Source organism: Streptococcus sp. k-628 (assembly GCF_013277475.1).
Taxonomy (GTDB): Bacteria; Bacillota; Bacilli; order Lactobacillales; family Streptococcaceae; genus Streptococcus.
Genome location: NZ_VMMZ01000009.1, coordinates 1 through 12,367 on the forward strand (window position 1 = coordinate 1; position 12,367 = coordinate 12,367).

General features: G+C 42.0%; 13 protein-coding genes and 1 tRNA gene. 10 read left to right on the forward strand and 4 right to left on the reverse strand.

Annotated elements, in window-relative coordinates:
* Nucleotides 1-361: 361 nt before the first annotated feature.
* A tRNA-Lys gene (locus HT730_RS01510) sits at nt 362-434 on the reverse strand.
* 264 nt (nt 435-698) lie between these two features.
* A complete protein-coding gene (locus HT730_RS01515; protein ID WP_049523920.1) occupies nt 699-1,970 on the reverse strand; it encodes a replication-associated recombination protein A in 1,272 nt (423 codons plus the stop codon).
* A 115-nt stretch (nt 1,971-2,085) separates the two neighbouring features.
* Between HT730_RS01515 and HT730_RS01520 the strand changes: the two genes are divergently transcribed.
* The 9 genes from HT730_RS01520 (at nt 2,086) to HT730_RS01560 (ending at nt 9,855) form a co-directional block, all read left to right on the forward strand.
* Nucleotides 2,086-2,556 (forward strand): DUF3013 family protein, encoded by a 471-nt coding sequence (locus tag HT730_RS01520; RefSeq protein WP_049523921.1) that lies wholly within the window; start codon nt 2,086-2,088, stop codon nt 2,554-2,556.
* A gap of 18 nt (nt 2,557-2,574) precedes the next feature.
* Complete coding sequence (locus HT730_RS01525; RefSeq protein WP_049523922.1) at nt 2,575-3,642, forward strand: M50 family metallopeptidase; 1,068 nt, start codon at nt 2,575-2,577, stop codon at nt 3,640-3,642.
* A gap of 1 nt (nt 3,643) precedes the next feature.
* The gene (locus HT730_RS01530) at nt 3,644-4,072 is read left to right on the forward strand and encodes an NUDIX hydrolase (RefSeq protein WP_173306585.1); all 429 of its coding nucleotides are present in this window, start codon (nt 3,644-3,646) and stop codon (nt 4,070-4,072) included.
* Nucleotides 4,069-4,542, forward strand: coding sequence for a GNAT family N-acetyltransferase (locus HT730_RS01535; RefSeq protein WP_173306586.1), 474 nt, complete (start codon nt 4,069-4,071; stop codon nt 4,540-4,542). Before HT730_RS01530 ends, HT730_RS01535 begins: the two co-directional genes overlap by 4 nt.
* Before the next feature lie 137 nt (nt 4,543-4,679).
* On the forward strand, nt 4,680-5,630 hold the full coding sequence (gene prmA, locus HT730_RS01540; RefSeq protein WP_173306587.1) for a 50S ribosomal protein L11 methyltransferase: 951 nt from the start codon (nt 4,680-4,682) through the stop codon (nt 5,628-5,630).
* A gap of 1 nt (nt 5,631) precedes the next feature.
* Nucleotides 5,632-6,375, forward strand: coding sequence for a 16S rRNA (uracil(1498)-N(3))-methyltransferase (locus HT730_RS01545; protein WP_173306588.1), 744 nt, complete (start codon nt 5,632-5,634; stop codon nt 6,373-6,375).
* A 10-nt stretch (nt 6,376-6,385) separates the two neighbouring features.
* Nucleotides 6,386-8,182: an oligoendopeptidase F gene (gene pepF, locus HT730_RS01550; RefSeq protein WP_173306589.1), complete on the forward strand. Its 1,797-nt coding sequence runs from the start codon at nt 6,386-6,388 to the stop codon at nt 8,180-8,182.
* A gap of 19 nt (nt 8,183-8,201) precedes the next feature.
* A complete protein-coding gene (locus HT730_RS01555; RefSeq protein WP_173306590.1) occupies nt 8,202-9,002 on the forward strand; it encodes a deoxyribonuclease in 801 nt (266 codons plus the stop codon).
* Between the two features lie 61 nt (nt 9,003-9,063).
* A complete protein-coding gene (locus HT730_RS01560) occupies nt 9,064-9,855 on the forward strand; it encodes a DUF2785 domain-containing protein (RefSeq protein ID WP_173306591.1) in 792 nt (263 codons plus the stop codon).
* 107 nt (nt 9,856-9,962) lie between these two features.
* Here the strand turns inward: HT730_RS01560 and HT730_RS01565 are convergent, their stop codons facing one another.
* Nucleotides 9,963-10,727 carry a (S)-acetoin forming diacetyl reductase gene (locus HT730_RS01565; RefSeq protein WP_173306592.1) on the reverse strand — a complete coding sequence of 255 codons (765 nt, stop codon included), beginning with the start codon at nt 10,725-10,727 and terminating at the stop codon, nt 9,963-9,965.
* A 255-nt stretch (nt 10,728-10,982) separates the two neighbouring features.
* Here HT730_RS01565 and HT730_RS01570 point away from each other — a divergent pair, with 255 nt between their 5' ends.
* A complete protein-coding gene (locus tag HT730_RS01570) occupies nt 10,983-11,651 on the forward strand; it encodes an aquaporin (protein ID WP_173306593.1) in 669 nt (222 codons plus the stop codon).
* 217 nt (nt 11,652-11,868) lie between these two features.
* Here the strand turns inward: HT730_RS01570 and queF are convergent, their stop codons facing one another.
* Nucleotides 11,869-12,360 (reverse strand): preQ(1) synthase, encoded by a 492-nt coding sequence (queF, locus tag HT730_RS01575; RefSeq protein ID WP_000082587.1) that lies wholly within the window; start codon nt 12,358-12,360, stop codon nt 11,869-11,871.
* Nucleotides 12,361-12,367: the final 7 nt, after the last annotated feature.

Consider the following 12,367-nt stretch of genomic DNA (forward strand, 5'->3'; position numbering starts at 1 on the left):
TAAAAATAAATACTCTTCGAAAATCTCTTCAAACCACGTCAGCGTCGCCTTACCGTGTAGATGTTACCGACTTCGTCAGTTCTATCTACAACCTCAAAGCAGTGCTTTGAGCAACCTGCGACTAGCTTCCTAGTTTGCTCTTTGATTTTCATTGAGTATAAGTTATTTCTCCTAAAGAAAAAGTTCTCTTTCTAGCAAAATAGAAAGAGAACTTTTTGTGTTTTGGGTATATAAGCTTAGTTTATAGTATTTGTAAAATTGGTGTTGGATTATGATTTAAGCTAGTTTTCTAAAGAATTTGAAAAAAATTTTATTTAAGCAAAAAAACCTTGGTTCCAAGGCTTTTCCTGTTGTATTTAGATGCCCCCTACAGGGATCGAACCTGTGACCCACGGATTAAGAGTCCGCTGCTCTGCCAGCTGAGCTAAGGAGGCAAAGAAAAAAGCTGTATTGGTGCCGAAACTTCACGGTTTGTATTGAACCCGCGCAATTAAGCAGGTGGGCAACTCGCTCTAACTGAAGCTGTTTCCGTGTGAGACGGCCTACATGCTGTTAGAAGACTTTTGTTTCCCTAATAATACAAAAAATAGTCGGTCAACACTTAAGTGTGAAGTCGTACACCACAGCGTTTCTATGTTTATATGATACCACTTTTTCAAAAAAAATCAAGAGGAAAGTGCAATTTTTTGAAAAGGATTTCAGATTTTTCGCAAACGGTCGATAGCTTCCTTTCTTTGAGCCAAAGCCCGTTCATATTTACCAGTATCTTCTGCTTGGAAATAGTGATGATTACGAATTTTTTCTGGTAGATAGTCTTGTTTAATCCAATTTCCAGGATAGTTGTGAGGATAGAGATAGTCTTGGGCATTCCCCAGTTCCTTGCTTCCACTGTAGTGCCCATCACGCAGGTGTCGCGGAATAGGCAAGTGCCCTGATGTTTTGAGGTCAGCAAGTGCCTTATCCATAGCTACATAGGCTGAGTTGGATTTTGGAGAAAGGGCTAAATCAATTACGACATTGGCAATGAGAATGCGGGCTTCTGGGAACCCAATCTTCTGGGCAGCATCCAGAGCAGTCACGGTATGAATCTGGGCCTCAGGATTGGCCAAACCGATATCTTCATAAGCGATAACAGTCAAACGACGAGCGAGACTTGGCAAATCACCAGCCTCGATCAAGCGGGCAGCATAGTGAAGACTGGCATCCACATCTGAGCCACGGATAGACTTTTGCAGGGCAGATAGAACGTCATAGTGACCGTCTCCATCCTTGTCCATGGTAATGTAGCTCCGCTGCAGGCTATTTTCCATGATGTCTAGAGTGATATGGCGGATGCCCTTATCATTCTCAGGGGTAGAGAGAACTGCCAAATCCAGCGAGTTAAAGGCAGAACGCAGGTCTCCGTTTGTAGAGGTTGCTATGAAATCCAGCGCATCTTCATCTAGTTCTACTGGAAAATCAAAACCACGCTCAGGGTTACTTAGAGCTATCTGCAGGGCTTCTTTGACGTCTTGGTTAGACAGAGGTTCCAACTCAAAAATCTGAACACGGCTACGAATGGCAGGAGTGACAGAAAAGAAAGGATTTTCAGTCGTAGCGCCAATCATGATGACCAGTCCACTTTCCAAGAGTGGCAGGAGGAAGTCTTGCTTGGTTTTATCTAGTCTATGAATCTCGTCTAGTAATAGGACGAGACCACCAGAGAATTTCGCCTCTTCCGCAATTTCTTGCAATCGCTTTTTACTATCAACTGTCGCATTGAAAGTTCGAAAGGCATACTTTGTTGTTCCAGCGATGGCTGAGGCAATACTGGTTTTGCCGATTCCAGGAGGTCCATAAAGAATCATGGAAGACAGGCGGTTGGCTTCCACCATGCGGCGGATGATTTTTCCTTGTCCGACCAGATGTTCCTGACCAATGACCTGATCGAGGGTTTTAGGGCGCATGCGAAGCGCGAGATTGTCTGGCATAGCAGTCCTTTCTAGCGTGGATTTTCTGATGTATATGTGGTAAGATGGTAGTATCTATTTTAGCATATTTTCGAGCAATCGGGGCGATTTAAGAGTCGCATAGAAAGAGGACAAAATGGCAACATATGGATTTTTAGATGTTTTAGAGGAAGAGTTGGAGAAGAACTTTCCCTTTGACTTTGAGATTAGTTGGGACAAGCGTAACCACGCGGTTGAAGTGAGTTTTCTATTGGAAGCGCAAAATGCTGCAGGTGTGGAGATGGTGGATGAAGATGGAGAAGTTTCATCAGATGATATCCTCTTTGAAGAAGCAGTGCTTTTTTACAATCCTGCCAAGTCAACCGTCAATACAGAAGACTATTTGACGGTCATCCCTTACTTGCCTAAAAAAGGTTTTTCTCGCGAATTTTTAGCTTATTTTGCGCTGTTCCTTAAAGATACTGCCGAGGTTGGGCTGGATGCCCTCATGGACTTTTTGGAAGACCCAGAAGCAGAAGAATTCGTCATGGAATGGAACCAAGAAGTCTTTGAAGAAGGAAAAGTGGGCTTGGAAGAGGGAGAATTTTATCCTTATCCGAGATACTAGGGATTATTGGGAGAGTTTATGAAAAAAATTGTGACGTATTTGATTCAGACAGTGTCTGTTCTTGTGATGATGCTAGCTTTTGCTTGTGGAACCATCGCATTTGCAGAGTTGGGGTATTCCGCAGTTTTAGTCTTTACTTTTGGTTATGCCTTCGCTCTTCTAAGTATATATTTAATCTTTATTCTTCATGAGCTGGGACATGCTTTTTGTGGCTACTTGACAGGCTATCGGCTGGTGGCTTTTGGATTAGGACATTTTATTTTGACCAAAAGTTCAGGCAGATTTCATCTTAGTAGAACAGCCATTCTGAAAAATGTTGGTGCTCAATACATTGGTTTAAAAGAGGATGAAAGCGATCAAAGAATCATCCTGATGCTTTCAGGAGGCTTGATGGTTCATCTCAGCTTGATATTATTGGCGATAGTGTTTGGATTTTTGACAAGAAGCTGGTATTTTGCAGGGACTTGGATTTTTCTTAATTTGTCTTTCTTCCTAAATAACATTTTGCCAGTCGGCATCACCGATGGCGCAAAAATTTGGGAATTGCTACAACACCCTGAAAATACGAAATATGCCTACCTGATGTTGAGGCATTCTGCCCAGACCTTGCTAGCTCCTCAAGAATATGATTTAAAAGACTTTATCATGCCTGTTGATGAGGAGGCGAGAGGGAGTTTTGCAGAAAGTGTTCAGACTCTTCAGGGATTGGTATTCATATTGGATGATAATATAGAGCTTGCAAAGCAACAGTTTCAGTCTGTGTTAGAGAAAACAGATAATCCAATGTCTAAAACTATTTGTCAATTATACCTTCTTCAAATTGCTCTGATGGAAGGAGATAATAAGAAAGCGGAAGAATATGCAAGTATTCGAGGGGTCAAATCCTTTTTATCTCTAAAAACAGCAGATATGCAGGTCATTCAAGCTTGGTATCAATTTAAGGTAAAGAAAGATGTAGTTCAAACTCACAAGGTTATGAAGATTGCTAGACAGAAAATGAATAGCAGCCGGATGTTACGGGATGAGAAAAGCTATTATCAAAACTGGTTAGCCGAGCTGGAAAAGGAATTAGCCGAAGGAGTCTAATATGGAAATAGAAATTTCTGATTTCACAGGCTGTAAGATTGCTTTGTTTTGTGGGGATAAGCTCTTGACTATCTTACGCGATGATAAGGCAAGCATTCCCTGGCCCAATATGTGGGAACTTCCAGGTGGGGGACGAGAGGGGGATGAAAGTCCTTTTGAGTGTGTGGCGCGTGAAGTTTATGAAGAACTTGGTGTTTATCTGACTGAGGATTGTCTGCTTTGGAGCAAGGTTTACCCAAGTATGCTCTATGATGGTCGGCACTCTGTCTTTATGGTTGGTCAGCTAAGTCAAGAACAGTTTGACCAGATTGTACTTGGAGATGAAGGACAGGGCTATCAGTTAATGAATGTCGAGGAATTTCTTAGCTCCAGTCAAGTAGTTCCGCAGTTGCAGGGTAGATTGAGGGATTATTTGGAGGAAAGTTTATGATAAGACTTGAACGAGCAGGAGCAGAGGATTTGGAGACCATCATTGCGATTCAAAGAGCTAGCTTTAAGGCTGTTTATGACAAATACCAAGATGAATACGATCCTTATCTGGAGGACCGTGAACGAATTAAGTGGAAACTAGTCGAGCGTCCCAATAGCAATTACTACTTTGTGAAAGAAAACGAAGATAAAATCGGATTTTTACGAGTTCAGACCAATGAAGAGTTGACGGAGGCTTGGTTGGGAACGGCAGCAATTTTGCCCCAGTATCAAGGAAAAGGTTATGGATCTAAAGGTTTAAGCTTACTGGAAAAAGAATTTCCAACCATCACACAATGGGATTTGTGTACGGTATTACAGGATGAAGGTATGGTTGCTTTCTATGAGAAGAACGGCTACCATCAAACCCATATTGAACCTGAAAAAGAAGGTATGGATATGGTTTACATGAAAAAATTGATTGACAAATAGAAAGGATGGTTCAGTTACATTTCTAAACTGAACTCGCCCTAAACACTGTGCCAAAAAGATAAACTTTTCTTAGACACAAGCGTCTTCAGAGAATTTCCTATTTTGGCTTTTTGTTTTACGGGCTTGGTATCTTAAATATGGAAACATGGCAAGAGTTAAAAGTTACAGTGAAGCGTGAGGGAGAGGAGTTGGTTTCCAATCTCTTGATTGAGCTGGGAGCGCAAGGTGTTGCGATTGAAGACAGCATGGACTATGTGGGAAATGTCGACCGCTTCGGTGAAATTTTCCCAGAGGTCGAGCAGCAAGAAGAAATCGTAGTGACAGCCTACTACCCTGAAACGGTTGATATAGCAACGGTTGAGGCGGACTTGCAGGCTCGCCTAGCAGAATTGACAGATTTTATGGATTTGGGTGAGGTCAAGATGGGGACAACTGCCTTGGCTGAGGAAGACTGGGCAGACAACTGGAAGAAATACTATGAACCAGCTCGTATCACTCATGATTTGACCATCGTTCCCTCTTGGACAGACTATGAGGCGAATGCGGGAGAAAAGATTATCAAGCTGGATCCAGGTATGGCTTTTGGTACGGGGACCCATCCAACCACTAAGATGAGTCTCTTTGCCTTGGAGCAGGTCCTTCGTGGTGGCGAAACGGTGCTAGATGTGGGTACTGGATCAGGTGTCCTCTCCATTGCTAGCTCGCTACTTGGTGCTAAGGAAATTTTCGCCTATGACCTAGATGATGTGGCAGTTCGAGTCGCTCAGGAAAATATTGAACTCAACCCTGGTATGGAAAACATCCATGTAGCAGCAGGAGATTTGCTTAAGGGTGTTGAGATTGAGGCAGATGTCATCGTGGCTAATATCTTGGCGGATATCCTCATTCATCTGACAGACGATGCCTATCGTTTGGTTAAGGACGAAGGCTACCTCATCATGAGTGGAATTATTAAGGACAAGTGGGATATGGTGCGCGAGTCGGCTGAGTCAGCTGGATTTTTCCTTGAAACCCACATGATTCAAGGGGAATGGAATGCCTGTGTCTTTAAGAAAACCAAGGATATTTCAGGTGTGATTGGAGGCTAGCATGCAACAGTATTTTGTCAAAGGCAGTGCTATCTCTCCTGTTACCATTAAGGACAAGGAAACCAGCAAGCATATGTTTCAGGTTATGCGCTTGAAAGAAGATGATGAGGTGACCTTAGTCTTTGATGATGGTATCAAGCGCCTGGCGCGTGTGCTGGATGTGGAAGCACGTCAGTTTGAGTTGGTACAAGAATTGGCTGACAATGTGGAACTGCCAGTCCAAGTGACCATCGCATCCGGCTTTCCCAAGGGGGACAAGCTGGAGTTTATCACTCAAAAAGTAACCGAACTGGGTGCCAGCCAAATTTGGGCCTTTCCTGCCGATTGGTCGGTCGCCAAATGGGATGGCAAGAAATTGGGTAAAAAGGTTGAAAAACTAGAAAAAATTGCCCTTGGAGCAGCAGAACAAAGCAAGCGTAATATGGTTCCAAGTATTCAGCTTTTTGAGAAGAAAGCAGATTTTCTAGCCCAACTTGACCAGTTTGACCGCGTCGTAGTGGCTTATGAAGAGTCGGCTAAAGAAGGAGAAGCCGCTGCGCTCTTACAAGCGGTCTCTGGTCTTGAAAAAGGAGCCAAATTGCTCTTTATCTTTGGTCCAGAAGGTGGTCTGTCACCTACAGAAATTGAGAGTTTTGAAGCTAAGGGAGCAGTCTTGGCAGGACTTGGTCCTCGCATTCTAAGAGCAGAAACAGCACCGCTTTACGCCTTATCAGCCCTTAGTGTTTTATTAGAATTAGAGAAATAAGAGGAAGAAAATGGAACAAAAACACCGTTCAGAATTTACAGAGAAGGAACTTTGGGATTTAACAGCCCTATACCAAGACCGTGAGGATTTCTTGCGTGCAATCGAGAAGTCTCGCGAAGACATCAACCAGTTTAGCCGTGATTACAAGGACAATCTTCACACTTTTGAGGATTTTGAGAAGGCCTTTGCGGAATTGGAACAAATCTACATTCAGATGAGCCATATTGGTAACTATGGTTTTATGCCGCAGACGACAGACTATAGCAATGACGAATTTGCCAATATTGCCCAAGCTGGGATGGAATTTGAAACAGACGCCAGCGTAGCTCTGACCTTCTTTGACGATGCCTTGGTGGCAGCAGATGAGGAAGTCTTGGACCGTTTGGGTAAATTGCCTCATTTAACAGCTGCCATTCGTCAGGCCAAAATCAAAAAAGCCCACTATCTAGGGGCTGATGTGGAAAAAGCCTTGACCAATCTTGGTGAAGTTTTCTACAGTCCGCAGGATATTTACACTAAGATGCGAGCTGGGGATTTTGAAATGGCTGACTTTGAAGCTCATGGCAAGACCTACAAAAACAGTTTTGTCACCTATGAGAATTTCTACCAAAATCACGAGGATGCTGAGGTTCGTGAGAAATCTTTCCGTTCCTTCTCAGAAGGACTTCGTAAGCACCAAAATACGGCAGCCGCAGCTTATTTAGCCCAAGTCAAGTCTGAGAAACTCTTGTCAGATATGAAGGGCTATGACTCTGTCTTTGACTATCTTCTAGCTGAACAAGAAGTGGACCGTGCTATGTTTGATCGTCAGATTGATCTCATCATGAGGGACTTTGCGCCAGTTGCTCAGAGATACCTCAAGCATGTTGCCAAGGTGAATGGTCTTGAAAAGATGACCTTTGCAGACTGGAAATTGGATTTGGACAGCGCCCTCAATCCTCAAGTGACTATTGACGACGCCTATGATTTGGTCATGAAGTCAGTAGAACCTTTGGGACAAGAATATTGTCAGGAAGTTGCGCGCTATCAAGAAGAGCGCTGGGTGGACTTTGCTGCCAATAGTGGCAAGGATTCTGGCGGATATGCAGCGGACCCATATCGCGTGCATCCTTATGTTCTCATGAGCTGGACAGGCCGTTTGAGCGATGTCTATACCTTGATTCATGAAATAGGGCATTCTGGTCAGTTCATCTTTTCAGACAATCACCAAAGCTACTTTAATGCCCACATGTCGACCTACTATGTTGAAGCACCGTCAACTTTCAATGAATTGCTTCTCAGTGATTACTTGGAGCACCAATCTGACGACCCACGTCAAAAACGCTTCGCTCTGGCTCACCGCTTGACAGACACCTACTTCCATAACTTTATAACTCACCTCTTGGAAGCAGCCTTCCAGCGTAAGGTTTATACATTGATTGAAGAAGGAGAAACCTTCGGAGCAAGTAAACTCAACAGCATTATGAAGGAAGTTTTGACGGATTTCTGGGGAGATGCCATTGAAATTGACGATGATGTAGCTTTGACTTGGATGCGTCAAGCTCACTACTACATGGGCTTGTATAGTTACACTTACTCAGCAGGGCTAGTCATCTCGACTGCTGGTTACCTTCATCTGAAGCATTCAGAAACTGGAGCTGAAGATTGGCTCAATCTCCTCAAATCAGGTGGTAGCAAGACACCGCTTGAGTCAGCTATGATTATCGGAGCAGATATCTCTACAGATAAACCACTCCGTGATACCATCCAATTCTTGTCTGACACAGTTGATCAGATCATCGCCTACAGTGCCCAGTTGGGAGAGTAAAGGAATTTAGGATAACGATATGAACAGAATTAAAAAATGGCTGGAGCAGGATTCACAAAGAATACGTTTTATCAAAATAGGCCTAGTCTTGTTGGGAATCATTTTATTGATTGCTTTGCCTGCTCTCTATCTAGTTTTGAGTGGAGTTGGTATTTGGTATTTTGTAAAGAAAGCACCAGATATTCGAAAAAGAAATTTAATGATAGGGCTTTTCATTGTTAGTTTTGTTGCAGCTGCTCTTCAAACCCCAACAGTCACCAAGAAAATTTCATCTTCTCAATCAGAAACTAAGCAAACTGCGGCATCCACTGCTAAAGTAGAGTCAACAACCGATGCTTCATCTATTATAGAAGAAGCAAAACGAGTTGAAGAAGAGAAAAAAGTTGAAGAAGAGAAAAAAGCTAAAGAAAAAGCAGAAGAAGAGAGAATTGCCAAAGAAAAAGCTGCAAATGAGTTGCAAGAAAAAGGTGAAACCTTAGTCAAACAATTGGAAGAAAGTCAAGATGCAAGTCAAGTGAAGTCTGCTAAAGAAACAGTTAATCAGATTGAAAATAATGATAAAAAGGTAGAATTACTTGGTAGGATAGATGCAGTTGAGTCTTTCATTTCTCAAAAAGAAGAAGAGCAAAGAATTGCTCATGAAGCTGATACTAAAGCCCAACAGCAAGATAGAATTGTTTACGTCGCTAAGAATGGTCAAGCGAAAGTATATTGGTATAACAAGGATAGAATGCCGTCAAATACTAATAAAGCCAACGTTGTCGAGATGACAGAGGCTGATGCAATTGCAGCAGGCAAACGTCCATCTAAAAAAGAATAAGATAGAAAGTTATCTTGGACTAGCTTTTTGAACAGCTGCTAGAAATGTAGAGGTATTGACCATGTATCAAGAGTTACTTAGAAAAATAGCAGAAGAAAAACCAAGTTATCATGAGGAAGAAATCCAGTGGTTGCTTGACCATTTGGGAGATCCTTCTCCAGAAATTCGTGATGACCTTGTTTTTACAAGCTTTGCTAGAGGGATTCAGGAAGAGCTATTTACACAGGAACAATTTTATTTCATTGCTGAGGGGATTTCATCTGATGGAGGGATAGATAAAGAGATTGATAAGGTAGGCCTGTCAACCCTTGAACGTTCTTTTAGGGCACTTGTTTATACAAATCTCTTGGCTGCAGATGCCAACCAGCAATCGATTTTCTATCAGAGATTAAAAGCAGAAATTCGTAATGTCCTTTTAAATCAAGGTTTGTACTATCTTTCAAAAGAAAAGGATACAACGGGTTTTTCCAGTCAGTATGGTTGGGTTCATGCTTTTGCACATGGAGCCGATTTACTGACAGAGGTAGTTTGTCATCCAGACTTTCCTAAAACCAGAGTTCATGAAGTATTTGACATACTTGGTCAACTATTTAAAAGAATTTCGATTCGTTTTACAGATGATGAAGATTGGCGTTTAGCAAGAGTGATCTATGAACTGATTTTACAAGGGAAGTTAGAGCAAGAGCAAGTAGCTTCTTGGATAAAAGATGTTGACTTTCCGATAGAAGAAAGGGAAGATTTTTATAAATTTTCCAACTTTAGATCTTGTCTGTTGGAAGTCTATGTCCAACTTGACCAGAGAAATAGTTTACAAGATGACTTGAAAGACGCTATCCAGTCTTTTCAATACTAGAGATAAGCTAATATTACTTATTGAAAGAGTTTCTATTGTATCGTCCTAACTAATAATGAAAACTAATAAAAGAGGTTGAATCATTTTCCAACCTCTTTTCCTATATCTTAATGGAATTGCATACCACCATCAACGATAATGGTTTGTCCTGTAATGTAGTTTGAGTCTGGTCCTGCAAGGAAGCTGACGGCAGCAGCTACATCTTCTGGTTCAGATAGACGTTTTAGAGTAATATCTTTTGCAAATGTCTGCATACCCCATTCGTCATCTTTTCCTGCATTTTTACCAACTTCATGAGCGATGTCGTACATCATTGGTGTTTTAACAATACCTGGTGCGTAGGCGTTAACAGTGATGCCTGAGTCTGCTAAATCACGTGCTAATGTTTGTGTAATTCCGCGAACAGCAAATTTGGTTCCACCATAAACAGTTAGATTTGGATTACCGACTACACCAGCTTGAGAGGTTGCGTTGATAATTTTACCTCCGTGGGCAAGTGCTTTAAATTGTGCTTGTGCAGCTTGTGAACCCCAAATGACACCACCAACGTTGATACCGAAAGTGCGTGTAAATTGTTCCTCAGTAATTGTATCAAGAGGAGTAGTGGGAGCAACACCAGCGTTATTTACGACAACATTCAAATCACCAAAATGGTCAACAACCTTTTGAAATGCTTGTGCAACTTCTGCCTGTTTCGAAACATCGGCCACGACAGCGAAGGCATTTTCGGCTGATAATTCGGCAACAGCCTTTTCAGCTGTTTCGGGATTGTAGTCTAAGACTCCTACCTTAAAGCCATCTTGAACCAATCGTTTTGCAATTGCAAAACCAATTCCTTGACCTGCACCTGTGACAATAGCAACTTTAGACATATGATTCCTCCTTGGTATCCACGATACCATTCAAACGTTCATAAAAGAACAGCAAAGTTGTAAAAATTAGTTCAAATTAGGGAATAAATAATTTATTAGAACTATATTGACATTATATACCTTTAGAAAAAATGTTTCAAATAAACACTACCATTTTTATAGAATTTTATCCTGAAAATTTCCAATCAATTTTCTTGAAACCCTTTCCTTCTTTTGATAGACTAGTATCTAGTTTTTGAAAAAAGGAGAAAGAAAATGAAAAAATTTGTTGCTGAGTTAATCGGTACGTTCATGCTTGTGTTCGTTGGGACAGGAGCTGTTGTTTTTGGAAATGGTCTTGAAGGTCTTGGACACCTTGGGATTGCCTTTGCCTTTGGTTTAGCCATCGTGGTTGCAGCCTACTCAATCGGAACTGTTTCAGGTGCTCACTTGAACCCAGCTGTTTCGATTGCTATGTTTGTAAACAAACGTTTGTCATCAAAAGACCTTGTCAACTACATCCTTGGTCAGGTTGTTGGAGCTTTTATTGCTTCTGGCGCAGTCTTTTTCCTCTTGGCTAACTCAGGTATGTCAACTGCAAGTCTTGGTGAAAATGCCTTGGCAAACGGTGTCACTGTCTTTGGTGGTTTCTTGTTTGAAGTCATCGCAACTTTCTTGTTTGTCTTGGTTATCATGACTGTGACATCAGCAAGCAAAGGCAATGGCGCGATTGCTGGTTTGGTAATCGGTTTGTCATTGATGGCCATGATCCTTGTGGGATTGAACATTACTGGGCTTTCAGTGAACCCAGCTCGTAGCTTGGCACCTGCTGTCTTGGTAGGTGGTGCAGCCCTTCAACAAGTTTGGATTTTCATCCTTGCCCCAATCGTTGGTGGGATTCTTGCAGCCCTTGTTGCGAAAAACTTTCTTGGAACAGAAGAATAATTGAAACTTAAAAAACCTTGCTCCTCATCTCGAGGAACAGGGATTTTTCGTATGATACTCTTCGAAAATCTCTTCAAACTACGTCAGCTTCCATCTGCAACCTCAAAACCGTGTTTTGAGCTGACTTTGTCAGTCTTATCTACAACTTCAAAGTAGTGCTTTGGGCAGCCTGCGGCTAGCTTTCTAGTTTGCTTTTTGATTCTCATTGAGTATGAGTTTAACGGTTGTCAATTTTCTCTGGGTAGAGGTCGTGTTGGAAGAGGCGTTGTTCTGCCAAGCCTTCATACTTAGTTCCTGGTTTACCGTAGTTGTAGTAGGGGTCAATTGAGATGCCACCGCGCGGAGTGAATTTTCCCCAGACTTCTAAATAGCGAGGGTCTAGCAAGTTGACCAAGTCTTTCCCGATGGTATTGATACAGTTTTCGTGGAAATCTCCGTGGTTTCGGTAGCTAAAGAGGTAGAGTTTGAGAGATTTTGACTCGACACAGAGCTTGTCAGGAATGTAGGAAATATAAATAGTCGCAAAGTCTGGCTGAGCAGTGATTGGGCAAAGCGAGGTAAATTCAGGGCAGTTAAATTTGATAAAATAGTCATTTTCCACATGACGATTGTCAAAGGATTCCAGGACTTCTGGTTGATACTCGAAAATGTAGTTGGTTTCTTTGTTGCCGAGGAGGCTGAGGTTTTTCATTTCTTCTTGTTGTGACATGATTTTT